The 22,256-nt window shown below is 63.3% G+C and carries 22 protein-coding genes, 1 tRNA gene and 1 pseudogene; 9 read left to right on the top strand and 15 right to left on the bottom strand.

Translation table 11 applies throughout. The features are described 5' to 3' along the window. Window positions 1-27 precede the first annotated feature (27 nt). A complete protein-coding gene (locus tag ACIPZC_RS24800) occupies window positions 28-747 on the bottom strand; it encodes a 1-acyl-sn-glycerol-3-phosphate acyltransferase (RefSeq protein ID WP_267821961.1) in 720 nt (239 codons plus the stop codon). A gap of 116 nt (window positions 748-863) precedes the next feature. After that, window positions 864-1,553, bottom strand: coding sequence for a crotonase/enoyl-CoA hydratase family protein (locus tag ACIPZC_RS24795; protein WP_349976097.1), 690 nt, complete (start codon window positions 1,551-1,553; stop codon window positions 864-866). A 290-nt stretch (window positions 1,554-1,843) separates the two neighbouring features. On the opposite strand from ACIPZC_RS24795, the gene ACIPZC_RS24790 reads away from it, so the two are divergent. Then, window positions 1,844-1,933: transfer RNA gene (locus tag ACIPZC_RS24790), tRNA-Ser, on the top strand. Between the two features lie 122 nt (window positions 1,934-2,055). Here ACIPZC_RS24790 and ACIPZC_RS24785 read toward each other — a convergent pair. From ACIPZC_RS24785 to ACIPZC_RS24770, 4 genes are all read right to left on the bottom strand, one after another. Continuing rightward, window positions 2,056-4,194, bottom strand: coding sequence for a TonB-dependent siderophore receptor (locus ACIPZC_RS24785; RefSeq protein WP_400630126.1), 2,139 nt, complete (start codon window positions 4,192-4,194; stop codon window positions 2,056-2,058). A 122-nt stretch (window positions 4,195-4,316) separates the two neighbouring features. Next, entirely contained in the window at window positions 4,317-4,697 is a 381-nt protein-coding gene (locus ACIPZC_RS24780) for a hypothetical protein (protein WP_241802974.1), read from the bottom strand. 96 nt (window positions 4,698-4,793) lie between these two features. After that, complete coding sequence (locus ACIPZC_RS24775) at window positions 4,794-5,987, bottom strand: MFS transporter (protein WP_400630124.1); 1,194 nt, start codon at window positions 5,985-5,987, stop codon at window positions 4,794-4,796. Window positions 5,988-6,068: 81 nt separating this feature from the next. Further along, on the bottom strand, window positions 6,069-6,818 hold the full coding sequence (locus tag ACIPZC_RS24770; protein ID WP_241802976.1) for a 3-oxoacyl-ACP reductase family protein: 750 nt from the start codon (window positions 6,816-6,818) through the stop codon (window positions 6,069-6,071). Between the two features lie 117 nt (window positions 6,819-6,935). On the opposite strand from ACIPZC_RS24770, the gene ACIPZC_RS24765 reads away from it, so the two are divergent. After that, the gene (locus tag ACIPZC_RS24765; RefSeq protein ID WP_400630122.1) at window positions 6,936-7,871 is read left to right on the top strand and encodes a LysR family transcriptional regulator; all 936 of its coding nucleotides are present in this window, start codon (window positions 6,936-6,938) and stop codon (window positions 7,869-7,871) included. A 163-nt stretch (window positions 7,872-8,034) separates the two neighbouring features. Here the strand turns inward: ACIPZC_RS24765 and ACIPZC_RS24760 are convergent, their stop codons facing one another. Both ACIPZC_RS24760 and ACIPZC_RS24755 read right to left on the bottom strand, forming a co-directional pair. Then, window positions 8,035-8,505 (bottom strand): GreA/GreB family elongation factor, encoded by a 471-nt coding sequence (locus ACIPZC_RS24760; protein WP_400630120.1) that lies wholly within the window; start codon window positions 8,503-8,505, stop codon window positions 8,035-8,037. Window positions 8,506-8,507: 2 nt separating this feature from the next. Continuing rightward, the gene (locus ACIPZC_RS24755) at window positions 8,508-8,900 is read right to left on the bottom strand and encodes a hypothetical protein (protein ID WP_241802979.1); all 393 of its coding nucleotides are present in this window, start codon (window positions 8,898-8,900) and stop codon (window positions 8,508-8,510) included. Between the two features lie 130 nt (window positions 8,901-9,030). On the opposite strand from ACIPZC_RS24755, the gene earP reads away from it, so the two are divergent. Then, window positions 9,031-10,164 carry an elongation factor P maturation arginine rhamnosyltransferase EarP gene (gene earP, locus ACIPZC_RS24750; protein ID WP_400630117.1) on the top strand — a complete coding sequence of 378 codons (1,134 nt, stop codon included), beginning with the start codon at window positions 9,031-9,033 and terminating at the stop codon, window positions 10,162-10,164. 48 nt (window positions 10,165-10,212) lie between these two features. Further along, window positions 10,213-10,782 carry an elongation factor P gene (gene efp, locus ACIPZC_RS24745; RefSeq protein ID WP_012271109.1) on the top strand — a complete coding sequence of 190 codons (570 nt, stop codon included), beginning with the start codon at window positions 10,213-10,215 and terminating at the stop codon, window positions 10,780-10,782. Window positions 10,783-10,840: 58 nt separating this feature from the next. On the opposite strand, the gene ACIPZC_RS24740 is transcribed toward efp, so the two are convergent. The 3 genes from ACIPZC_RS24740 to ACIPZC_RS24730 form a co-directional block, all read right to left on the bottom strand. Next, on the bottom strand, window positions 10,841-11,269 hold the full coding sequence (locus ACIPZC_RS24740) for an organic hydroperoxide resistance protein (RefSeq protein ID WP_349976104.1): 429 nt from the start codon (window positions 11,267-11,269) through the stop codon (window positions 10,841-10,843). A gap of 140 nt (window positions 11,270-11,409) precedes the next feature. Beyond that, window positions 11,410-11,865, bottom strand: a complete 456-nt coding sequence (locus ACIPZC_RS24735) for a MarR family winged helix-turn-helix transcriptional regulator (RefSeq protein ID WP_012313381.1) — start codon at window positions 11,863-11,865, stop codon at window positions 11,410-11,412. A gap of 55 nt (window positions 11,866-11,920) precedes the next feature. Further along, complete coding sequence (locus tag ACIPZC_RS24730; protein ID WP_267821981.1) at window positions 11,921-12,877, bottom strand: LysR family transcriptional regulator; 957 nt, start codon at window positions 12,875-12,877, stop codon at window positions 11,921-11,923. 113 nt (window positions 12,878-12,990) lie between these two features. On the opposite strand from ACIPZC_RS24730, the gene ACIPZC_RS24725 reads away from it, so the two are divergent. Continuing rightward, window positions 12,991-13,740 (top strand): sulfite exporter TauE/SafE family protein, encoded by a 750-nt coding sequence (locus ACIPZC_RS24725; RefSeq protein WP_241802984.1) that lies wholly within the window; start codon window positions 12,991-12,993, stop codon window positions 13,738-13,740. Window positions 13,741-13,762: 22 nt separating this feature from the next. Here ACIPZC_RS24725 and ACIPZC_RS24720 read toward each other — a convergent pair whose 3' ends face one another. Beyond that, a complete protein-coding gene (locus ACIPZC_RS24720) occupies window positions 13,763-14,614 on the bottom strand; it encodes a LysR substrate-binding domain-containing protein (protein ID WP_400630114.1) in 852 nt (283 codons plus the stop codon). Between the two features lie 96 nt (window positions 14,615-14,710). On the opposite strand from ACIPZC_RS24720, the gene ACIPZC_RS24715 reads away from it, so the two are divergent. Beyond that, window positions 14,711-14,929 carry a DUF1127 domain-containing protein gene (locus ACIPZC_RS24715; protein ID WP_241802986.1) on the top strand — a complete coding sequence of 73 codons (219 nt, stop codon included), beginning with the start codon at window positions 14,711-14,713 and terminating at the stop codon, window positions 14,927-14,929. Window positions 14,930-14,998: 69 nt separating this feature from the next. On the opposite strand, the gene ACIPZC_RS24710 is transcribed toward ACIPZC_RS24715, so the two are convergent. Continuing rightward, the gene (locus ACIPZC_RS24710) at window positions 14,999-16,345 is read right to left on the bottom strand and encodes a class II 3-deoxy-7-phosphoheptulonate synthase (protein WP_267821987.1); all 1,347 of its coding nucleotides are present in this window, start codon (window positions 16,343-16,345) and stop codon (window positions 14,999-15,001) included. Window positions 16,346-16,463: 118 nt separating this feature from the next. Between ACIPZC_RS24710 and ACIPZC_RS24705 the strand changes: the two genes are divergently transcribed. Together ACIPZC_RS24705 and ACIPZC_RS24700 are read left to right on the top strand one after the other, a co-directional pair. After that, on the top strand, window positions 16,464-17,219 hold the full coding sequence (locus ACIPZC_RS24705) for a spermidine synthase (RefSeq protein WP_267821989.1): 756 nt from the start codon (window positions 16,464-16,466) through the stop codon (window positions 17,217-17,219). Window positions 17,220-17,516: 297 nt separating this feature from the next. Beyond that, window positions 17,517-19,230: pseudogene (locus tag ACIPZC_RS24700) on the top strand (DEAD/DEAH box helicase). 108 nt (window positions 19,231-19,338) lie between these two features. Here the strand turns inward: ACIPZC_RS24700 and ACIPZC_RS24695 are convergent. Beyond that, window positions 19,339-20,106 (bottom strand): DODA-type extradiol aromatic ring-opening family dioxygenase, encoded by a 768-nt coding sequence (locus ACIPZC_RS24695; protein ID WP_400630111.1) that lies wholly within the window; start codon window positions 20,104-20,106, stop codon window positions 19,339-19,341. 101 nt (window positions 20,107-20,207) lie between these two features. On the opposite strand from ACIPZC_RS24695, the gene ACIPZC_RS24690 reads away from it, so the two are divergent. After that, window positions 20,208-20,855 carry a thiopurine S-methyltransferase gene (locus ACIPZC_RS24690; protein WP_400630109.1) on the top strand — a complete coding sequence of 216 codons (648 nt, stop codon included), beginning with the start codon at window positions 20,208-20,210 and terminating at the stop codon, window positions 20,853-20,855. Window positions 20,856-20,999: 144 nt separating this feature from the next. Here the strand turns inward: ACIPZC_RS24690 and htpX are convergent, their stop codons facing one another. Further along, complete coding sequence (gene htpX / locus ACIPZC_RS24685; RefSeq protein ID WP_012313391.1) at window positions 21,000-21,887, bottom strand: protease HtpX; 888 nt, start codon at window positions 21,885-21,887, stop codon at window positions 21,000-21,002. Between the last annotated feature and the right edge of the window lie 369 nt (window positions 21,888-22,256).

Genomic DNA, 22,256 nt, shown 5'->3' with positions numbered 1-22,256 from the left:
TTGGGCCGTAGGGGCGCTGAGGGCAACCTAGCGCTTGGCCAACTCGCCTTCCATGTGGTCGATGCACTGCTGCATCTGCCCACGGCACTGCTCGATCAAGGCCGGGAGGTCTTGCTGGGTTAGCCCTTCAGTAGCGATCGGCGGCAGTGAGCGCACGATCACCGTGCGGCGTCGCCAGCTGTTGAGCCCCAAACGGCGCGCATAGCGGCTGACGCACACCGGCACGATCGGTACGCCCGCCTCGAGCGCCATGTGGAAAGCGCCTTTCTTGAACGCCAGCAACTGATCTGACGGGTTGCGCGTGCCCTCAGGGAAGATCCAGATCGACGTGTCGTCGCGCAGGATACGCGTGGTCACCTGCATGGCCTTGCGCGCCTGGTAAGCATTCTTGCGGTCCACCAGCACATTGCCGCCCAACCAGAACAACTGCCCGAACAGTGGGATCCAGCCGAGGCTTTTCTTGCCGATGGCGACCGTGCGCCGGGGCACCACATGGCCGAGGATGAACAGGTCGAAGTTGGACTGGTGGTTGGCGATGATCACACAGCCGGGTGGCTGGTCAGCCAGCGGGCCGACTTCGGCCTTGACCTCGATGCCCAGCAGCCGGGTGGCCGGCAGGCTGTAAAGGCGGGCGAAAATGCGGCTGTTGTCGCGGTTGAAGGGGCGCAGCACGCCGATCAGCAGGCCAATGGCCCCGACCAGCAGGAAGTGCAGCGCCAGCAGGAGCATGCGAAGGCAATAAAGCATGGTTTGGCTCACACCAGACAGTCGCGGTGCAGTGTACGGCTGTGCACTGGGTTGGGCAAACCTTGGGTTCGCGCCAATGGCCCTCTGGGCGGCGTATCGGCCAGAGGGCCTGAGGCTCAACCCACAGGGTGCTGGTCCAGCTGGATGGCCTCATCCAGGGCGTCCAGCAGGCCCTTGCGCACCTTCAGCTTGGTGTTCTTGTGCGCCAGCATGTTCAGCTTCTTCAATTCACGCGCAGCGGCCAGCGCGGTGTCATGCAGCTGCTCGGCCGGCACCACCTTGTCGAGAAAGCCTGCTTGCATCGCGCCATGCGGGTCGAAGATTTCGGCATTGTTCACCGAGCGCTGGAAGGCTGCGCGGCTCAGGCGGTCGCGGGCCAGTTCGATGCCGGCGTGGTGCATGGTCATGCCGATCTGCACTTCGTTCAGGCAGATCTTGTAGGGCCCCTCGACACCGATGCGGTAGTCGGCGGACAACAACAGGAAGGCGCCCTTGGCCACGGCGTTGCCGGGGCAGGCGACGATCACCGGGAACGGGTGAGAGAGCAGGCGCCGGGCCAGGGTGGAGCCGGCGGTGACCAGGCTGATGGCTTCCTTGGGGCCTGCGGTCATCACTTTAAGGTCGTAGCCGCCGGACAGAATGCCCGGCTGGCCGGTGATGATGACCACGGCGCGATCTTCCTTGGCCCGGTCCAGGGCCGCGTTGAAGGCCGTGATGACATCCGGCGAGATAGCGTTGACCTTGCCGTTGTTGAGGGTCAGGGTGGCGATGCCGTCTTCGGCGTGGTAGGTAATCAGCTCGCTCATGGCTAGAGTCCTTTAGGGGGCGTGGCGACGACGTTACCCAGCGCTGCGGGCCAGGTAAAGCAGCAAGGCTGACCAGCCAGTCAGCGACCGGCCTTGATGCCTTGCGCAATCAGGGCAGGGCGTGCGGTTGCGGTAAAAGCGCTGGCGAGATTGGCAGCTTTGCCCTGGCAGCGTGGGGTTTTCCGTGGTTTGGCTTAAATGCATGAAAAAACTGAAAAAAATGCTTGCCAAAGAAAAGGTCTTCTACTAAATTAGCGCGCCTCGACAGGCTGAATGGCTTGAAGAGAAACGGTGAAGTGTCCGAGTGGTCGAAGGAGCACGCCTGGAAAGTGTGTATACGAGAAATCGTATCAAGGGTTCAAATCCCTTCTTCACCGCCACATTCTACGAAGAGCCCCCATGCTGAAAAGCCTGGGGGCTTTTTGTTTGCTGGGGTTTTTACCCCAGCGGGGCGCGCAGGGGCATGTGCGCCCCTGCCAGCACCCCATTGCGACCAGCTGCCCTAGAAGCTCACCACGGCCGACACGCGTGCGGTCCTGGGCGCGCCCTGGAAAAGGTAGTTGTCCCCCAGGTAGTCCCCCACATCCCGCCAGTAGCGCTTGTCGAACACGTTGTCCACGGTCAGGCGCAGCACGGTGTCATAGCCGCCGATACGCGTGCGATAGCGGCTTCCCACATCGAACACGGTATAGCCCCCGACCTGTACATTCCCCGCCTGGCTCGCATACTTGCTGGCGCTGTATCGCGCCCCGCCCAGCAGCGCCAGGCCCGGGACCGGCAGGCTGTAGTCGGCTTGCAGGGCGGCACGCAGGCGCGGCACGTTGATCGCCTGATGGTCTTCGTAGGCATCGGTACCGCTGTTTTTCACCCGGGCGCGAATCGCTGCGGCGCTGGCCTGGACCTGCAGGTTCGAGGTCACCCAGCCGCTGGCGCCCAGTTCCAGGCCGACGTTCTTCTGCTGGCCCTGCTGTACGTAGGTGAAGCTGCCGTCGCCTTCAGGGCGGGCGTATTGATAGGCCTGGCGGATCTGGAACAGCGCGGCGTTGAAACTCATGCCCTGCCAGTCGCGCTTGATGCCTAACTCAAGCTGATGCGAGAGGGTAGGGGCAAGGATTTCTGCCGCATTGCTGGCATACCAGGGCGCGGTACCCCCTGCGGACAGGCCCTTGGAGTAGCTGGCATACACAGTGGTGTCCTGGCGCGGCTTGTAGATCAGCGCGGCATTGGGCAGCAACTGGTATTGCCGGGTATGGCGCCCGGCCAGGCCCGTTTCGTCCCAGGTCTTTTCGTCCAGGCGCACTTCACGGGCGCCGAGCACGGCCTGCCACTGTTCGCTGAAGGTGATGCGGTCGTTGATGAACAGGCCGTACTGGCGGCTGTCCAGGCGCCGCTCGCTGGCACCGACCGGCAGGTCCGAGGGCGCTACGGCGGGCGCGCCGGTGTAGATGTTGCCGCTGCCGACCAGCTGGTTGTAGTAGGGCCGTTGATCCAGCGTGCGGCGTTGAGCGCTGGCGCCCACCGTCAATTCATGGCTCACGCCGAGCGCGTCGAAGTGGCCGTCGAGCATCGCTTGCGCTTCGTCGGTGCGGCGGGTGTCGTCAGGGCTGCGGAAGTCGTAGATGTCGTAGTCGCCCTCTGGGCTGAAGTGCGACTGCCAGCCGTCTTCGCTGCCCCAGGCGAACGCGCTGTAGTCATCGATGACCACTTTGCTGCGCGAGGCGCTCAGTGTGCCGCTCCAGGTATCGTTGAAACGGTACTGGAAACGCCCGCCCAGGTTCAGTGAATCGTTCTGTACCGGCTTGGCCCAGTGCTGGTAGGCCAGGCGGTCGTCCGGGTCGATCCCATGGGGGACTTCGCTGCCGCCAAGCAGTTGATAACCCGGTACCGAGCGCTGTTCGCGGTGCTGGTACTCGGCATCGAGCTGCAAGGTGGCATTGGGGTTGATCTGCCAATCGAACGCCAGCGAAGCAAAGTCGCGCTTGCCGTCGGCATGGTCGACGTAGGAGCGGATGTCTTCGTGGGCGAGGTTGGCGCGCAGTCCGAACTGCCGCTCGCTGCCAAACCAGCCGCCCAGGTCGGTGGCCAGGTAGCGCTCGCCCTGTTCGTTGGTCGATACCGTTACGCTGCGCACATCCTCGGCGCGCTTGGTCACGTAATTGATCAGCCCGCCGGGCGCCGACACGCCACTGTGCAGGCCCGACAGGCCCTTGAGCAGTTCGACTTGCTGCTTGTTCTCCAGCGCCACGTTCTGTTCGCCGGCGATGGTCTGGCCATTGATGCGGTAGCTGCTGGCGGCATTGAGCTCGAAGCCGCGCACGTTGAAGTTTTCGTAATAGCCGATCGGGGCGTAGCTTTCGCCGACCGAGGCATCGCTGTGCAGCACTTCGCTGAGTGTGCGTACCTGGCGGTCTTCGATCAGTTGCTGGCTGAAAACACTGACCGATGCCGGGGTGTCGAGCAGGGGGGCTGCCTGAAACCCGCCTACCGCAGCGTCGGTTACTTGATAGCCGTCGTTGCCGTAGGTGTCGGATACCTGCACCGGGGCGAGTGTGACACTGTCCTGGGCCAGGCCTTGGGGGCTGTGCAGGGCCAGGCCCAGGCTGAGCAGGCTCAGGGGCAGGCGGGGGTGGGGCAGGGGCATGCTGGGGTCCTTGAGCGGTGAGCACGCACGGGCCCACTCGCGGGTAAGCCCGCGAATGGGCCCGTGCAGTCAAAAAACGCTCATGTTATCAGGCGCGTATCACCCCGTACGCCTGAAGTTGTTCAATCCCCTGCGGGCGGGCGCCGATGCTGGCGCCAGCTGTCGTCGATCTTGGACCAGGTCTTGCCATCGGTACTGGCCATCAGCTTGCGGCCGTCCTTGAAGGTCGCCAGGAAGGTGGCTTCTTCCTCCTTGCCGCCCAGCCATAGCCCAGCCAGCAGGCCCACTGGGCCAGCCACCAGGGCGCCGGCCATGCCCCAGCCGAGGGCGGTACCCAGGTTGCGATTGGATTCCAGGCTGGCCAGGCGCAGGTCGCTGATGCGGGTAAGGGAAATCCGCTCGCCAGGCGAGGGGCTGCGCGGGGTCTTGAGTGTGAGCGATCCATTGCGATACTCGCCTTCACCTTGCAAGAAATCGCCGGATTGCACCGTGAGTCTTGTCATTGAGTCGTCCTGTCAGTGAAAGGGGTTTTGATCAACACCTACTGAAGCGCCGGGGCGGCGGGCAAGTCAACGGGCAGGCGACGGAGGGTTGCGGTGTCATGCCGCACCGGCCTTCGCGGCGCGCTTGCGCGTGCGTTCGGCCCACCCCCACACCAGCAGTGCCAGTGCCCCGATCGCAAGCCCCGCCGTCACGATGCCCATCCAGCCCTGGTACTGGAACAGCTGTGTGCCCAGCAAGGAGCCTAGCGCGCCACCGATGAAATAACAGGTGATGTAACCGGCATTGAGCCGGGTACGTGCTTCGGGGCGCAAGGCGATGACGGCATTCTGGTTGCTCACATGCACCAGCTGCACGGCCAGGTCCAGCAGCAGTACGCCGAGCAGCAAGGCCAGTAGCGAGCTTTGCGCGAAGCCCAGCGGTATCCACGCCAACAACAGCGCTACCAGGCCCACGGTGGTGCCCAGCGAGCCTTTGCCACGGTCAGCCAGGCGGCCGGCCCAGTTGGCCGAAAGCGCACCCGCCGCGCCGGCAAGGCCAAACAGGCCGATCATCGCATCGGAATAATGATAAGGCTCACGCGCCAGCAGAAACGCCAGCGGCGTCCAGAACAGCCCGAACAGGCTGAAGGCCAGCAAACCCAGCAGCGAGCGCAGGCGCAGTAACGGCTCCTCGATGAACAGGCGGAATACCGAGCCGATCAGTGCCGGGTACTTAAGCCCTGCATGGCTGTGGTGTTGCGGCAGGCTGCGGTACAGGGCAAAGGCAGTGACGGCCATCAGCACTGCGGCCAGCACATAGATGCTGCGCCAGCCACCCAGTTCGGCCATGAAGCCGGCAGCGGTGCGCGCGAGCAGGATGCCCAGCAACAGGCCGCTCATCAGCGTGCCCACCGCGCGCCCACGTTGATGCGGCTCGCTCAGGGTTGCGGCCATGGGCACGAGGATCTGCGCCACCACTGAGAACAGCCCGGTGAGCGCGGTCCCCAGCAGCAGCCAGGGCAAGCTGGGGGCGCAGGCGCTGATCACTAGGCCCAGGGTGGAAATCACCGACATGATCACGATCAGGCGGCGCTGCTCGAACAGGTCGCCCAAAGGCGCCAGCAGCAGAAGGCCCGCACCGTAGCTGAGTTGGGCGGCGATGACGATGCTGCCGGCGCTGGCGGTGCTCAGGCCGAACTGTTCGGCGATGCTGTGCAGCAGCGGCTGCGCGTAATAGTTGCTGGCCACGGCCAGGCCGGTGGCGGTGGCCATCAGCAGGATCAGGGCGCGGCTCAAGGTTGGGGAGGGCATGAAGATCTCGGAACGGGCAAGGGTATGTGGCGTCCAGTATCTGGGCGGTTCAGGCTGGACGCCAGCGGGCGAGGCATTCGATCAGGCCGCAAAGCCGCCGTCGGCTGTAAGGCTCGCTCCGGTGATGTAACCCGCCTCAGGCCCCGCCAGGTAGGCCACGAAGCTGGCAATTTCATCCACCTGCCCGTAACGGCCGATCGCCATCAGAGGGATCAGGCTTTCGGCAAACTCGCCGCTGGCCGGGTTCATGTCGGTATCCACCGGCCCGGGTTGTACGTTGTTCACGGTGATGCCCTGTGGCCCCAGGTCGCGTGCCATGCCTTTGGTAAGCCCGACCAATGCCGACTTGCTCATGGCATAGGGTGCCCCGCCGGCGAACGGCATCCGTTCGGCATTGGTGCTGCCGATGTTGATGATGCGCCCGCCCTGGCCCATGTAGCGGGCGGCGGCCTGGCTGGCGACGAACACACTGCGCACGTTGATGGCCAGCGTGCGGTCGAAGTCTGCCAGGTCGAATTCGGTCAGCGGCGCCACGGCCAGTACGCCTGCATTGTTGACCAGGATATCGAGGCGACCGAAGGCTTTTACCGTGTCGTCCACTGCCAGCTGCACTGCGGCGGCGTCTGCGCTGTCTGCGCGCAGTGCCAGTGCCTGGCCGCCTGCTGCTATGACTTCTGCTACCAGGTCGTTGGCCGGGCCTTCGGAGCTTGCGTACGTGAAGGCGACCTGCGCGCCTTCACGGGCCAGGCGGCGGACGATGGCAGCGCCGATACCGCGTGAACCGCCCTGCACCAGGGCTGCTTTGCCTTCGAGAGTGAGTTGCTTGGACATGCTGATCTCCTGCTGGAAGCAAGGCCGATTGCCTTGGATGGGTGCAGTATCGACCGATGATTACCTGCTGATAAGATGGCAATCACTATTATCAGAGTAAACCTTTGGTTGGTAATCATGGCACTGGAGTCGTTCAACGCCCTTGAGTGTTTCATCCGCAGCGCCGAGGTGGGCAGCTTCGCCGAGGCGGCGCGCCGTTTGAGCATCACCCCCGCGGCGGTGGGCAAGCAGGTCGCCCAACTGGAAGCACGCCTCGGTGTGCGGCTGTTCCAGCGTAGTACCCGCAAGCTGACCTTGACCGAAGCCGGGCAGCGGTTTTTAGGGGAAGTCAGTGACAGTTTTCGTACCATCCAGTACGCCGTGGCCAACCTGGCCAGCGCTGAAGGCCAGCCGGCGGGGCTGTTGCGGGTGAGCATGGGGACGGTATTCGGCAGGCTGTATGTATTGCCGCTGCTGGGTGAATTCTTGCGGCGCTACCCGGCGATCACCCCGGACTGGCATTTCGACAACCGTCAGGTAGACCTGATCGGCCAAGGTTTCGACGCTGCGATTGGTGGCGGTTTCGAGTTGCCGCTGGGGGTCGTGGCGCGTCGGCTGACCCCTGCCCATCGTGTGTTGGTGGCAGCCCCTGGGTACTTGAGCCAGCATCCGGTCATTGACGACCCGCAGGTGCTGGAGCGCCATGCCGGCATCTTGATTCGTTCACCGCAGACCGGCCGCGTGCGATCATGGCCACTGACCAGCCGTTGGCAAGCGCAGCAGCCGCTGCTGTTGCGCCAGGCGATGACCATGAGTGACTCTGATGCAGCGTGCGCCGTAGCCCAGCAGGGCTTGGGCATTGCATTGGTCAGCCTGCCGTTCGCCGTGCCTTACCTGCAGGCGGGCCAGCTGCAGAGGGTGTTGCCGGATTGGTATGTGGATGATGGGTACATCAGCCTGTATTACGCCGAGCACAAGCTACTGCCCGGCAAGACCCGGGCGTTCATCGAATTTGTGCAAGAGCAGTTCGCTGATGCTGGGTTGGCCCGCACATTCGATGCCCTTGCCGGTTAGGCGGCCGTTGGCAGGGCCGGCCCCATCGCCGGCAAGCCGGCTCCCACCTGGAGCGTGCCAGCATTTGGACGTTGAGCAGGACAGTTGCTCTCACAGGTACAGCGCCGGAACTCGCGGGCTGCGCTGTCATTGGGGGAGCCGGCTTGCCGGCGATGGGGCCGGTTCAGGCAACCTCGACGATGAAGAACAGTTGCGCTCCAAGGCCAACCTCGTCATCGACCTTTTTACCGATTAACTGTTGGCCTAGCGGTGAGCGGGGGGTAATGACCGTCACCAGGGCGTCCCCCTCGCCAATCTTCAACCCGGCCGCCTCGGGCCCCAGGAACACTTGCCGCTGAGCCCCCGCTTCATCTTCCAAGGTCACCAGGCTGCCGATCTGTACCCCCCGCGCCGGGTCATAGTCGCGCAGCACCAACTGCTGGTAAATCAGCAGCGCCTGGCGAATCTCGGCCGTGCGCCGCGCCTGGCCAGTGGCCAGGTAGGAGGCCTCCAGGCCAAGGGTGTCGTATTTGTTTTCGGCGATGTTTTCTTCGGCAGTGGCGGTTTCGTAGGCGGTTTGCGCTGCGCGGCGCAATACGTCCATGTCGCTTTCCAGGGCTGCAACGATACGCGTGAGCAGGGTGGCCTTGTTCATGATCAGTAACAGAACTCCAGCACGTTGGCCTGGCTCTTGTCGGTCGGCGCAGTGCGGTTTTGCGACAGCCAGAACTGGCACTTGGGGCTGTTGAGGTTGCGCGGGTTGCCTTGCGCGGCCTCGGCCGCCTGTTGCAGTTCCTGCTTGTGCAGGATGGCCTTGTAACGCTCGAACATCTCGCTTTGCGCATCCGCCGGTTGCGCAGGTGGGGCCGCTGGCCGGGCCAGGGCCGGGGCGACGGCCTGTGCCACCGGCTGCACCTGCTCGGGCCACAGGTGCACGGCCAGCCACAGGCTCAGCGCGATGGCCACGGCCCCAAGCCATAGGCCCAGCGCCACGCACAGGGTCAGTTGCACAGGCTTGAGGGTTATTTGCAGTTCACGATGGCGGGGCATGGCGGCCTCCTGGCAGGCGTTATGAGGGGCATTGTGGCATGGCGTCGGGCGCTTTTTCAGCGTTGGTGCTTTTGTCAGCGACAATTTAACCGCAGAATTCGTGATTTTGCGCAGGGCGAGGGCAGGGCACATGAAGGTCACCTGGGACATTTTCTGCAGTGTCGTGGACAACTACGGTGATATCGGCGTGACCTGGCGCCTGGCCCGGCAGCTGGTGGCCGAGCATGGGCTGGCGGTGCGGCTGTGGGTAGACGACCTGGGCGCTTTCGTGCCCCTGTGCCCAGGCGCCGACGCCAGCGCCGCACAGCAATGGCAGCAGGGTGTGGAGGTGCGCGCCTGGCCTGGCGAGTGGCAGCCGGTAGCGCCCGCCGATGTGGTGATCGGTGCCTTTGCCTGCCAGCTGCCCGCACAGTACGTCGAAGCGATGCGCGCACGTGCCAAGCCGATCCTATGGCTTAACCTCGATTACCTCAGTGCCGAGGACTGGGTGGAGGGCTGCCACGGCTTGCCGTCGCCGCAGCCCAATGGCCTGCGCAAGGTGTTTTTCTTCCCAGGCTTTACCGAGAAAACTGGCGGGCTGCTACGCGAGGCTGGGTTGCTGGCGCAGCGCCAGGCCTTCGAGCAATCGCCACAGGCGCGAGCCGCCTTCCTGCAGGGCTTGGGTGTAGACGTGCAGGCCGGCGCGCAACTGGCCTCGTTGTTCGCCTATGAAAACCCACAGTTGGGCAGCTGGCTCGATGCATTGGCCACGGACACCTGTGCCACCCATCTGTTGGTGCCGCAAGGCCGGATTCTTCCGGACCTGGCCAATTGGCTGGGCGAGTCGGGGATCAAGGTGGGTGATGTGTTCCAGCGGGGGGCGCTGACGGTGCAGATCCTGCCGTTCGTCAGCCAGGACGACTATGACCGCCTGCTGTGGAGCTGCGACTTCAATGCCGTGCGTGGCGAGGACTCGTTCGTGCGCGCGCAATGGGCCGGCCGGCCGATGCTGTGGCACATCTACGTGCAAGAGGAAAACGCCCACTGGGAAAAGCTCGACGCGTTCCTCGGGCTTTATCGACAGGGCCTGTCGGATGCTGCCGGCGAGGCGATGGTGGCCTTGTGGCGCGCCTGGAACATGAACCACGACATGCACCAGGCCTGGCAAGGGGCCCGTAAACACTGGGCGGAACTGCAGCGGCATGCCCGTGAATGGGCGGCGCGCCAAGCCGCTCGGCCGGACCTCGCCAAGGCGCTGGTACAGTTTTACCGAAATTGGCTATGATATGCGGCCTCGATTTTTATAAATCCATCCAGATTCGGATACTTCGTAATGAAAACTGGTAAAGAACTGAAACCCGGTACCGTACTGCGGATCGACAACGACCCGTGGCTGGTTCAGAAAGCCGAGTTCACCAAATCGGGTCGCAACAGCGCGATCATGAAGACCAAACTGAAAAACCTGCTGACCGGCTACAAGACCGAAACCGTTTACGGTGCGGACGACAAGCTGGACGACGTGATCCTGGATCGCAAAGAAGCGACCCTGTCGTTCATCAGCGGTGACTCGTACACCTTCATGGACACCACCGACTACACCATGTACGAACTGAACGCCGAAGACATCGACGCCGTTCTGCCGTACATCGAAGAAGGCATGGAAGACATTTGCGAAGCCGTGTTCTTCGAAGGCCGTCTGGTGTCGGTAGAGCTGCCGACCACCATCAGCCGTCAGGTTGTCTACACCGAGAACGCTGCGCGTGGCGACACCTCGGGCAAGGTGATGAAGCCTGCCAAGCTGAAGAACGGTACCGAGATCCAGGTTGCCGACTTCATCCAGATCGACGAGTGGATCGACATCGACACTCGCGACAACAGCTTCAAGGGCCGTTCCAAGAAGTAATCCTTCTTGTGATGTGCACAAAAAACCCGGCCTCGGCCGGGTTTTTTTATACCTGTATTCAGACCGTTACATGCAGCCTGACATCCACATTGCCGCGGGTGGCATTGGAGTAAGGGCACACCTGATGCGCCTTCTCCACCAGGCCTTCTGCGTCAGCCTGGGACAGGCCTGGCAGGTTGATGTGCAGGTCGATATCCAGGCCGAAGCCACCAGGAATCTGGCCAATACCCACCTTGGCGGTGATCGAAGCGTCGCCAGGCAGTTGCTTTTTCTCCTGGCCGGCGACGAACTTCAGTGCGCCGATGAAGCAGGCCGAATAGCCGGCAGCGAACATCTGCTCGGGGTTGGTGCCGTCACCGCCCGCGCCGCCCAGTTCCTTGGGGGTGCTCAGCTTGACTTCCAGCTTGCCGTCGCTGGAGCGGGATTTACCGTCGCGACCGCCAGTGGAGGTAGCTTCTGCGATGTACAGCGGAGTGACCTTGTGCATTTTGAGCCTCGCTAGTGTGCTGTGCGCCCCGCATCGGCGGGGGCATCGGGTGGGTACGGGATTTAAATTAGCGCGCAATTAGTTTGCGCGCAAGATAAATCTACACCGCTCGTCCGAACGGGCATTGCACAGCATAGCCGTCAGAGGTTCTTTTGCAGGCTGTCGCGCAACTCCAGCAGGTCGGCCTGCAGTTGTTGCAGGCGCTCCAGGCTGCGGCCGCTGGCCTTGAGAATGCATTGCGGCACCTCTTTGGCCTGCTGCTGCAGCGCGCGCCCCTTGTCGGTCAGTTGCACCAGCACCACCCGTTCATCCTCGCGGCTCCGGGTCCGCTTGAGCAGGCCTTCGCTTTCCAGGCGCTTGAGCAATGGCGTGAGCGAGCCGGGGTCGGTGAGCAGGTGCTGGCTGATCTCGCCCACGGTCAGGCCGTCCTGTTCCCACAGCACGAGCATGGCCAGGTACTGCGGGTAAGTCAGGCCCAAGGCCTGCAGCAGTGGCTTGTAGACTTTGGTCATCAGCAACGAGGTGGAGTGCAGGGCGAAGCAGACCTGGTTGTCCAGCAGCAGCTCGTCGCAAGAAGCTTGGGTGTCGGCGTTCATGCAGGTCCTTGAATGTGATCAATGGAGAAATCTAGCACGCTGAAGGTTTGCGCGCTCATTGCCATCGCAGCTCACTTCTTAATGCAAGGTCCCATGGGGGGATCGGGCTGAAGCGGCTCTTGAGGAATTCGAGCAGCAAGCGGCTGCGAGAGTTCGTTTCATGTGCCAGGCGCAGCGCATAAATACCGCTGGTCTCTGCCGCAGGCAGGCCGTTGTCGCAAAAAAGGGGCACCAGTTCGCCACGTAGCAGGTAGTCGCTGATGAGCCAGGTAGGCAGGTGCGCAATGCCCAGCCCGGCAAGCGCGCCGAACAGCAGCGTTTCGGCATTGTTTGCGGCCATGCGCATCCGTGAGGGCCGGTACAGCCGTGATTGCCCATCGACCTCGAAGCGCCAGGCGAAGGGTGGGGCCAGGCCGTCCCAGTCCAGCCCGTCGTGATCGGGCAGTGCGCTGGGGCAGGCGGGTATGCCGCGGCTGGCCAGGTAGGCGGGGCTGGCGCAGGCGACGCGGACCATGTAGGCCAGCGGTGTGGCGACCAGGCGGGTATCGGCCAGTGGGCCTGCACGCAGCACCAGGTCGACTTCGCCCAGGTGGCTGCCGTGCAGGTCGACGAAGCTGTCGATCAGGCGCAGGTGAACATCCAGGCCGGGGTAGGCCACCAGGAAGTCGGCAATGGCCGGCGCCAGGTGGCGGCGGCCGAAAGCTGCAGGGGCGTCGATACGGATCAACCCCTCCGGAGCGCTGCTCAGTGACACGGCCTCGGCCCGCGCCAGGCGCAGCTCCTCGATGATGCGCCGGGCGCGTTCGGCGAAAGCGTTGCCAGCAGGCGTGGCGCGCACCGCATGGGTGCTGCGGGTGAACAGGCGGCTGCCCACCGCGCTCTCGAGGCTGTCGATGCGCCGGGCGACGGCGGAGGGGGTGAGTGGATGGCGCCGGGCGGCCGCGGAAAAGCTGCCGGTCTCCAGCACATCGAGAAACAGGCTCAGTTGGTCGGTAAGGGTATCTGGGCTCATGGCTGCCTTGCTTTTGCATAAATCGCACAGCCATTGTGCGTTGCTGTGCGTTTCCCCGCCAGAGCGCAATCGTTAGCATGCCCGTATTGTCAACGCAGGCGGATGAGGCCCTGATGATCGAGTGGTTGTTGTATAGCGTGCTGGGCGCAGCCTTGGGCACCATGGGTGGGTTGTTCGGTATTGGCGGCGGGTTGATCGCCATCCCGGCGTTGGGTGTGCTGTTCGGGCTCGATCAGCAACTGGCCCAGGGCACGGCCTTGGTGATGGTGGTGCCGAACGTGCTGCTGGCGCTGTGGCGCTATCACCAGCGTAACCGCATCGAGTTGCGCCATGCCGTGCCGTTGTCGGTGTGCAGCTTGGTGTTCGCCTGGTTGGGCTCGATCTGGGCCGTGGGTATCGATGCGCAGGCCATGCGCCTGGGCTTTGTCGGCTTTCTGGTGGCGCTGGCCCTGTGGAACGTGGTGCGCATGTTCATCAAATCCGCTCCGGCAAGCGCCGAGCTGCGCCATCCCTGGCCCTGGCTGGGTGTGCTGGGCTGCTTCAGCGGCACCATGGGCGGCTTGTTCGGGGTGGGCGGGGCGGTGGTGGCCACGCCGATTCTGACCAGTGTGTTCGGCGCCACACAGGTGGTGGCGCAAGGGCTGTCCCTGGCACTGGCAGCGCCGAGCACCATGGTCACCTTGCTTACCTATGGCGTGCATCACAGTGTCGACTGGGGCGTGGGGTTACCGTTGGCGGTAGGCGGCCTGCTCAGTATCAGCTGGGGAGTGCGGCTGGCCCATGCGTTGCCGGAGAAGGTGCTGCGGGCGATGTTTTGTGTGTTTTTGGTGGTGTGTGCGGTGATGCTGGGCTTCGAGCTTTAGCGGTTGGCGTGTGCACTGGCCATCACTGAAAGCCCTCGATGATGTAGTCAGCCATGCAATCGGTGATCGGTGATTGGTTTTGTGGATTGCGCAGCAGCATCACGTTGGCCATGGGCAGCTCAGGCAAGCCGTCCTGCTCGCCCAGGATGCGGATATTGCCGCCGATCAGGCTCTGCAACTGCGCGGTCACTGCCAGCCCTGCCGTGACGATGGCGAAGATTGCCGCCAGGCTGGGGCTGGTGTAGGCAATGCGGTAGTCGATGCCCTGGGCCTCCAGGGCATTGCAGGTCCAGGCGCGGCAGAAGCAGTCGGTGTTGAACAGCGCCAGCGGCATGGGCCGTTGCTCCTGTGGGCAGAAGCTGTCGGCGGCGGCCCACACCAGGCGTTCCTGGCGCAGCAACTGGCCAACCTCGTTGCCGGGCTCCCGGGTGACGATGGTCAGGTCCAGGTCCTGGCGCAGCATCAGGTGTTTCGACGAATCACAATGCACCTCCACCTGCACCAGCGGGTAGGCCTGGGCGAAACTCGACAGGATGGTTGGCAAGAACCGCATGGCGTAGTCGTCGGGTGTACCGATGCGCACCAGCCCGACCATGTGCGGCATGCGTAGGGTGTTGAACACTTCGCCATGCAGCTTGAGGATGCGCCGTGCGTAGCCCAGCAGTACCTGGCCCTCGGCGGTCAGGCGCACCTGGCGGCCGTCGCGCTCGAACAACTGGCGCTGCAGGACGTCTTCCTCCAGGCGTTTCATCTGCATGCTGACGGCCGACTGGGTGCGGTTGACCACTTCGCCGGCACGGGTGAACCCCCCTTGCTCGGCAATGGCGACGAAGGTGCGTAGCACGTCAGCATCGAGGCTCTGGTAGTGGCACATTGCATCAATCTCCTAGATGCATTGCATAAGAAACATTCGTTGGATTGATCTTAAGCCTGGCGTGAGACTGAAGCCATCAACACGGAGGGCTTCACGATGAAAGGTCATGTCAGCAGCATTCAACACCCTGCCTTCTCCTTCAAGCACCTGTGGCATGCTGCCTTGCAGCGTCCGGCTCGCTGGCTGGAGCTGTACCGCCAGCGCCGGGAACTGGCCAGCCTCAGCGATGCGACGTTGCAGGATCTGGGGTTGAGCCGGGCCGATATCCAGCAGGAGGCAGAGCGGCCATTCTGGGATGATCCGCTGCGCAGGTGAGGGGGCGATGCGCCGCGCATGCGGCGCTCGGTCTTGCGGGTGCTGAAGTGGCTTTGGCCGGCACCTGCCTCAACGGCGCACCTGCTTGAGGGTTTCGGCAATCAGAAACGCCAGCTCCAGCGACTGGTCGGCGTTCATGCGTGGGTCGCAATGCGTATGGTAACGATCCGACAGCCCATCTTCGGTGATCGGGCGTGCGCCACCGATGCACTCGGTGACGTTCTGCCCGGTCATCTCGATGTGGATGCCACCGGCATGGCTGCCTTCGGCCTGGTGCACCTGGAAGAACTGCTTCACCTCATCGAGAATCTGCGCGAAGTCACGGGTCTTGTAGCCGCTGCTGGCCTTGATGGTATTGCCGTGCATCGGGTCCGAACTCCACAGCACCTTGCGCCCCTCGCGCTCGACGGTGCGGATCAGCCCGGGCAGGTGCTCACCGACCTTGCCGGCGCCCATGCGCACGATGAGGTTGAGGCGGCCCGGGTCGTTGGCCGGGTTGAGCGTGTCGATCAGGCGGATCAGCTCTTCAGGGTTCATGCTGGGGCCAACCTTGACCCCGATAGGGTTGTGCACCCCACGCAGGAATTCTACATGCGCGCCGTCGAGCTGGCGGGTGCGGTCGCCTATCCACAGCATGTGCGCCGAGCAATCGTAGTAGTCGCCGGTCAGGCTGTCCTGGCGCACGAAGGCTTCTTCGTAGTTCAGCAGCAGTGCCTCGTGGGCGGTGAAAAAGCTGGTTTCGCGCAATTGCGGGGCGCTGTCCAGGCCGCAGGCGCGCATGAAGGCCAGGGTCTCGTCGATACGGTTGGCCAACTGGTGGTATTTGTCGGCCAGCGCCGAGTTGGCGATGAAGTCCAGGTTCCACTTGTGCACCTGGTGCAAGTCGGCGAAACCGCCTTGGGCGAAGGCACGCAGCAGGTTGAGGCTGGCGGTGGCCTGGTGGTAGGCCTGCAGCAGGCGGTCTGGGTCGGGTACACGGCTTTTTTCGTCGAAGCCGATGCCGTTGACGATGTCGCCGCGGTAGGCCGGCAAGGTCAGGTTGCCGATGGTTTCGTCGCCCGATGAACGTGGCTTGGCGAACTGCCCGGCCATGCGCCCGACTTTGACCACCGGGCAGCCGGCGGCGAAGGTCATGACGATGGCCATCTGCAGCAACACCTTGAAGGTGTCACGGATCTTCGCGGCAGAGAACTCGGCGAAGCTCTCGGCACAGTCGCCGCCCTGCAGCAGGAAGGCACGGCCTTCGGTGACCTCGGCGAACTGCCGGCGCAGCTCGCGCGCCTCCCCGGCGAACACCAGCGGCGGGTAGCTGGCCAAGGTCTGCTCGACCTTGAGCAGATGCGCGGCATCGGGGTAGGTCGGTTGCTGCTGGATCGGCAGGGCACGCCAGCTGTCAGGGCTCCACGGTCGGTTCATCACAGGCTCGGTCTTGTCGGTTATAGGCTGCCTGCCATGGTAACAGTTGGCGCTGAGCTTGTTGCATCCGGGACGTTGGCGGACAATGCGCGTTTTTGCGCGGGCGGGTGGCAGGTTCATGGCGACGGAGCGGGAAGAGCGGCTGTTGGCTCGGGTCGAGGATGCCTTCGGGGTCATCAGTGTGTATGAGGTGGAGGATTACCGCTTCCTCGAATTTGGCGATGCCATCGAGCAAAGCTGCGTGTTCACAGCTGACCCCAGTTGGCTCGAGTACGACTACACCCGCGCCATGCTGGTGGGGGCGCTGTGCCACGAGCAGCCTGAAAGCGCGCTGTTCCTTGGCCTGGGCGCCGGCACCCTGACCCAGGCCTGCATGAAATTCTTGCCGCTGGAAGACATCGAGGCCATTGAGCTGCGCCCGGATGTGCCGCGCCTGGCCATGGAGTATCTGGGCCTGGACGACGACCCGCGCCTGTATGTGCGGGTGGGCGATGCCCTGGAGCTGCTGCCCACGGCAGAGAAAACCGACCTGTTGTTCGTCGACCTGTACACCGACCACGGCCCGGGTGTCGGCCATCTGGCCTGGACCTTTCTGGAAAATTGCCAGAAGCAGCTCAACCCCGGTGGTTGGCTGGTGATCAACCAGTGGGCCGGTGATGACGGCAGGCCGCTCGGCGCGGCGCTGTTGCGCGGCTTGTACCACCGGCATTACTGGGAGCTGCCGGTGAAGGAGGGCAATGTGATCCTGCTGGTGCCGGCAGACCTGGAGCAAACGTTGGACCTGGATGGCCTGAGGGGCCGGGCTGCGGCCTTGGCGCCACAGCTGGGGTACAGCCTGGAGGGGTTGATCAAGGAGATTCGCCCCGCCACGTGAAGGGCGTGCCAGGGGGTTGAGATAAACGTTTCAGCCGCTGGTCGCTGATGGCCGGGTACTGGCCCCTTGCCCGTGAAAATTTTCCACACTTCCCTCCATTAATTCGGGTATAGTACGCGCCGGTCTTTTAGCGGACCTCAAAATCAGGTGGTGCAAATCCTCCGAGTCCAGCTTCGGCTGCACGTCCGCTAGGCGGACCTTCCCAAGTATTTCTTTTTCAATCGTTTTCGCAAATCCCCGCCGCCAGAGCTGCCTGGGTGACCATTTGGTCTTTCAAGGCATGTGCAGCTTTGGAGCATGGGTCTTTGCGGATGCACATAGAGGCAGACCCATGACCCAGGAAACCGGCGGATTCGCCGCTCTCGATCTCAATCCGAATATCGTCGCTGCTGTTGTAGCCACTGGCTACGAAGAGCCTTCGGCTATTCAGCATCAATCGATCCCGATCATCCTCGCCGGTCACGACATGATCGGCCAGGCGCAGACTGGCACCGGCAAGACCGCTGCCTTCGCCCTGCCGATCCTCAACAAGATCGACGTGAGCAAGCGCGAACCGCAAGCCCTGATCCTGGCGCCAACCCGTGAGTTGGCGCTGCAAGTAGCTACCGCTTTCGAAACCTACGCCAAGCAGATGCCGGGCGTTAACGTGGTGGCTGTATACGGTGGTGCCCCGATGGGCCCACAACTGCGTGCCATTCGCAACGGCGCGCAAATCGTCGTGGCCACCCCGGGCCGTCTGTGCGACCACCTGCGTCGCGACGAGAAAGTCCTGTCCACCGTGCAGTACCTGGTACTGGACGAAGCCGACGAAATGCTCAAGCTGGGCTTCATGGATGACCTCGAAGTGATCTTCGATGCCATCCCTGCCAGCCGTCAGACCGTTTTGTTCTCCGCGACCCTGCCGTCGTCGATCCGCTCGATCGCCGAACGTCACCTGCGTGAGCCCAAGCACGTCAAGATCCAGAGCAAGACCCAGACCGTCACCGCGATCGACCAGGCTCACCTGATGGTCCACGCCGACCAGAAGATCCCGGCTGTTCTGCGTTTGCTGGAAGTGGAAGAGTTCGACGCACTGATCGCCTTCGTGCGTACCAAGCAAGCCACCCTGGACCTGGCCGCCGCGCTGGAAGCCAAAGGCTACAAGGCTGCTGCGCTGAACGGCGACATCGCCCAGAACCAGCGTGAGCGCGTCATCGACTCGCTCAAGGACGGCCGCCTGGACATCGTCGTCGCCACTGACGTCGCTGCCCGTGGTCTGGACGTACCGCGCATCACCCACGTGTTCAACGTGGACATGCCGTACGACCCAGAGTCCTACGTGCACCGTATCGGCCGTACCGGCCGTGCCGGTCGCGAAGGCCGTGCACTGCTGCTGGTCACCCCGCGTGAGCGCCGCATGCTGCAGGTCATCGAGCGCGTTACCGGGCAGAAGGTTGCCGAGGCGCGCCTGCCGAACGCTCAGGCCGTGCTGGATGCGCGTATCAAGAAGCTGACCTCGAGCCTGGCGCCGCTGGTGGCCGAAGCAGAAGCCACCCACGGTGAGCTGTTCGACCGCCTGACCGAAGCCCTGGGTTGCAGCCCGCGTGCCCTGTCCGCAGCCCTGCTGCGCAAGGCCACCAATGGCCAGGCGCTGGACCTGGCAGCGGTAGAGCGCGAACAGCCGCTGGTACCAAGCTTCGCACCGCGCGGTGAGCGCCCGGAGCGTGGTGACCGTGCCGAGCGTAGCGACCGTGGTGAGCGCGAGCGTCGTGCGCCACTGCCGCTGGCCGAAGGTCGCGTGCGTTGCCGTACCGCGCTGGGTGCCCGTGATGGTATCGCTGCCAAGAACCTGCTGGGTGCGATCCTCAACGAAGGTGGCCTGGCCCGTGATGCGATCGGTCGCATCCAGGTGCGTGACAGCTTCAGCCTGATCGAGCTGCCGGAAGACGGTCTCGAGCGCCTGCTGACCAAGCTCAAGGACACCCGCGTGGCTGGCAAGCAGTTGAAGCTGCGTCGCTACCGCGAAGATTGATCCTGGCGTAATGAAAAAATCCCCGGCTTAGGTCGGGGATTTTTTTTGCTTGTGCTTCTTTGGGGCTGCCACGTATGCAGGCCTGTCGCGGCACAACGCTGCCGCTTTTCAGTCGAAGCGGTAAATGTCCATCCCCAGCGCGCCGAGGGTAAACCCTTGGTGCACGATGCCAAACCTGCCACCGGCCCCAAGGGCGAAGAACAACGGCAAGAAATGCTCATCACTGGGATGGTTACGCGACGCAAACGGCGCTTGTTGCTTGAAGTCCAGCAGCGCGGCCTGGTCATCTTCGGCCAGCCTCTCCACCACCCAGTCCCGAAATGCCAGTGCCCAAGGCTCGATCACGTCCGGCCCTGCATGCCAGTCCAGCTCGCCCAGGTTATGGGTGATGCTCCCAGAGCCGACCAACAACACACCCTCGCTGCGCAGCCCGGCCAACGCTCGGCCGACCTTGATTTGTTGCGCCGGCCCCATGTGGCTCGGGAGCGACACCTGAATCAGCGCAATGCTTGCATCGGGATACATCAACGACAGCGGTACCCAGGCCCCATGGTCGAAGGGCCGCTGGGCATCCAGGCGAGCCGGCAGGCCAGCGGCGTTGAGCCGCGCGCTGACGTTCGCCGCCAGTTGCGGCTGGCCAGGCGCAGGGTACTGAACGGCATAAAGCGCTGCAGGAAAGCCGTAGAAGTCATGCCAGGTCTGCGGCTGTGGGTTGGCGGTCACCAGCAGTTCGTGGCTTTCCCAGTGCGCCGACACCACCACGATCGCCTTTGGGCGTGGCAGGGCATTGGCCAGCTGGGCCAGCGCTGGCCCGCTGGCGCCGGGTTGCAGGGCGAGCATCGGAGAGCCGTGGGAAATGAACAGGCTGGGCAGCATGGTAGGGTCCTGAGGGGTAAGATGCAGTCATCTTCGATCAGTCACCGATCGATTTCCAATATAAGATTTTTGCCCAAATGATCTAAAAACCTGGAGGAACTATGGAGCAGGCGTTCTGGCACCAAAAGTGGGCCGATAACCAGATCGGTTTTCACCAGGCCCAGGCAAACCCCTACCTGCAACGCTACTGGCCGGGGCTTGGCCTGGCTGCCGGCAGCCGGGTACTGGTGCCGTTGTGCGGCAAGAGCCTGGACCTGGCCTGGCTGGCGGGGCAGGGCTATCGCGTGCGGGGTGTGGAGCTGTCGCGCCGGGCCGTGGAGGACTTCTTCCAGGAGCAGGGGCTGCAGGCGCAGGTTCGGCAACAGGGTGCGTTCGAAGTGTGGAGCAGTGGTGAGGTGGAGCTGTGGTGTGGTGATTTCTTCGCCTTGCGCGCCGAGGATGTGGCCGATTGCGTGGGGCTGTATGACCGAGCTGCGTTGATTGCCCTGCCTCCGGCAATGCGTGAGCGGTACATGGGTTTGCTTTCGCGGCTGCTGCCTGCGGGCAGTGGGCTTGTGGTGACCTTGGACTACGAGCAGCGTCTGCTGGCGGGGCCACCGTTTTCGGTCGCCGACGAGGAAGTGCGGCGTGGGTTTGCCGGGTGGCAGGTGGAGGAGCTGGAGGCGCAAGACGTGATCGGGGAAAGCCCTAAGTTCTTGCAGGCGGGGGTGAAGTGCCTTGTTGAGCGGGCCTATCGCGTACGGTTTTGATGTGGGTTTGCCTGTGCTGGCCCTATCGCCGGCAAGCCAGTTGCTCCCACCACCCCTACAGCGCTGAAGATTACCGTCTCAAATATGCAGGCCGGCTGCATAAAAAAGGGCGACCGTAGTCGCCCTTGATTGGTGCCTGAACAATCAACCCCGGCGGCGCAGCGCCTCGATGCGCTCTTCCAGCGGCGGGTGGCTCATCAGCAGGCCGGCCAGGCCATGCTTGAGGCCGCCATTGATGCCGAATGCCTTCATGGTGTCGGGCATGTGCACTGGCAGGCCCTGCTCTACGCGCAGGCGCTGCAGGGCGCCGATCATCGCGGCGGTGCCGGCCAGTTGTGCGCCGGCTTCGTCGGCGCGGTATTCACGGCGGCGCGAGAACCACATGACGATCATGCTGGCGAGGATGCCCAGGACCAACTCGGCGACGATGGTCGCCACGTAGTAGGCAATGCCTTGGCCCTCTTCGTTCTTGAAGATCACCTTGTCGACGAAGTTGCCGATGATGCGGGCGAAGAACATCACGAAGGTGTTCACCACGCCTTGTACCAGCGCCAGGGTGACCATGTCCCCGTTGGCCACGTGGCCAATCTCGTGGGCCAGCACGGCGCGAACTTCATCAGGCGAGAAGCGTTCCAGCAGGCCTTGGGATACGGCTACCAAAGCGTCGTTGCGGTTCCAGCCGGTGGCGAAGGCGTTGGCCTCGTAGGCGGGGAAGATACCCACCTCGGGCATCTTGATGCCGGCTTCGCGGGACAGCTCTTCGACCGTCTGCAGCAGCCACTGCTCGTGGCGGGTACGCGGCTGGGAGATGATCTGGGTGCCGGTGCTCATCTTCGCCATCCACTTGGAGATGAACAACGAAACGAGGGAGCCGGCGAAGCCGAACACGGCGCAGAAGACCAGCAGGCTGCTGAGGTTGAGGTCAACCCCGTTGGCGGCCATGAACCCGTTGAAGCCGAACAGGCTCAGGGTAATGCTTGCAACCAGCACCACCGCAAGGTTGGTGGCTACAAACAACAGAATGCGCATCATGGTTGTTACGTTCTCCTGACGGATGAGTGTGTTGCGTATGCGGGGTATATAAGGGGCCGGGCGCGCCGATTCAATCGGGGGACTATTTCAAACTGTGTACGGCGGAGTATGGCAGAGGATCCGGTTGGGGCTGTGAGCTAGAGCGTTGCAGGATGTAAGAAAGGTATGTGGGGGTTGTAGGGGGCTGCTTTGCAGCCCAATCGCCGGCAAGCCGGCTTGTATGGTTAGACTTGAAGGGGTGGTGGGACTAAATGCCGGATTCTGACTGTTGACGCAGTACAGACTGTGGGAGACATCGCCCCACCCCTTCCACCAAAGCGCCGATAAAGAATGCATCGTTTGCAAGCGACGATAGAAGCAAGCCAGCGC

Source organism: Pseudomonas sp. NPDC089743, assembly GCF_044748785.1.
GTDB classification, from domain to species: Bacteria; Pseudomonadota; Gammaproteobacteria; order Pseudomonadales; family Pseudomonadaceae; genus Aquipseudomonas; species Aquipseudomonas putida_X.
The sequence above is the reverse complement of the archived record's forward strand: the minus strand, read 5'-3'. Positions and strand labels throughout refer to the sequence as shown.

Bases quoted from the DNA above. Each gene is read 5' to 3' on its own strand.
- ACIPZC_RS24695 (WP_400630111.1), bottom strand. From the start codon at position 20,106: ATGCTGCCCAGCCTGTTCATTTCCCACGGCTCTCCGATGCTCGCCCTG.
- ACIPZC_RS24770 (WP_241802976.1), bottom strand. From the start codon at position 6,818: ATGTCCAAGCAACTCACTCTCGAAGGCAAAGCAGCCCTGGTGCAGGGC.
- earP (WP_400630117.1), top strand. From the start codon at position 9,031: ATGAAGGTCACCTGGGACATTTTCTGCAGTGTCGTGGACAACTACGGT.
- ACIPZC_RS24690 (WP_400630109.1), top strand. From the start codon at position 20,208: ATGGAGCAGGCGTTCTGGCACCAAAAGTGGGCCGATAACCAGATCGGT.
- ACIPZC_RS24795 (WP_349976097.1), bottom strand. From the start codon at position 1,553: ATGAGCGAGCTGATTACCTACCACGCCGAAGACGGCATCGCCACCCTG.
- ACIPZC_RS24730 (WP_267821981.1), bottom strand. From the start codon at position 12,877: ATGAGCCCAGATACCCTTACCGACCAACTGAGCCTGTTTCTCGATGTG.
- ACIPZC_RS24760 (WP_400630120.1), bottom strand. From the start codon at position 8,505: ATGAACAAGGCCACCCTGCTCACGCGTATCGTTGCAGCCCTGGAAAGC.
- ACIPZC_RS24720 (WP_400630114.1), bottom strand. From the start codon at position 14,614: ATGTGCCACTACCAGAGCCTCGATGCTGACGTGCTACGCACCTTCGTC.
- ACIPZC_RS24765 (WP_400630122.1), top strand. From the start codon at position 6,936: ATGGCACTGGAGTCGTTCAACGCCCTTGAGTGTTTCATCCGCAGCGCC.
- ACIPZC_RS24715 (WP_241802986.1), top strand. From the start codon at position 14,711: ATGAAAGGTCATGTCAGCAGCATTCAACACCCTGCCTTCTCCTTCAAG.
- ACIPZC_RS24705 (WP_267821989.1), top strand. From the start codon at position 16,464: ATGGCGACGGAGCGGGAAGAGCGGCTGTTGGCTCGGGTCGAGGATGCC.
- ACIPZC_RS24800 (WP_267821961.1), bottom strand. From the start codon at position 747: ATGCTTTATTGCCTTCGCATGCTCCTGCTGGCGCTGCACTTCCTGCTG.
- efp (WP_012271109.1), top strand. From the start codon at position 10,213: ATGAAAACTGGTAAAGAACTGAAACCCGGTACCGTACTGCGGATCGAC.
- ACIPZC_RS24710 (WP_267821987.1), bottom strand. From the start codon at position 16,345: ATGAACCGACCGTGGAGCCCTGACAGCTGGCGTGCCCTGCCGATCCAG.
- htpX (WP_012313391.1), bottom strand. From the start codon at position 21,887: ATGATGCGCATTCTGTTGTTTGTAGCCACCAACCTTGCGGTGGTGCTG.
- ACIPZC_RS24780 (WP_241802974.1), bottom strand. From the start codon at position 4,697: ATGACAAGACTCACGGTGCAATCCGGCGATTTCTTGCAAGGTGAAGGC.
- ACIPZC_RS24785 (WP_400630126.1), bottom strand. From the start codon at position 4,194: ATGCCCCTGCCCCACCCCCGCCTGCCCCTGAGCCTGCTCAGCCTGGGC.
- ACIPZC_RS24740 (WP_349976104.1), bottom strand. From the start codon at position 11,269: ATGCACAAGGTCACTCCGCTGTACATCGCAGAAGCTACCTCCACTGGC.
- ACIPZC_RS24725 (WP_241802984.1), top strand. From the start codon at position 12,991: ATGATCGAGTGGTTGTTGTATAGCGTGCTGGGCGCAGCCTTGGGCACC.
- ACIPZC_RS24775 (WP_400630124.1), bottom strand. From the start codon at position 5,987: ATGCCCTCCCCAACCTTGAGCCGCGCCCTGATCCTGCTGATGGCCACC.
- ACIPZC_RS24735 (WP_012313381.1), bottom strand. From the start codon at position 11,865: ATGAACGCCGACACCCAAGCTTCTTGCGACGAGCTGCTGCTGGACAAC.
- ACIPZC_RS24755 (WP_241802979.1), bottom strand. From the start codon at position 8,900: ATGCCCCGCCATCGTGAACTGCAAATAACCCTCAAGCCTGTGCAACTG.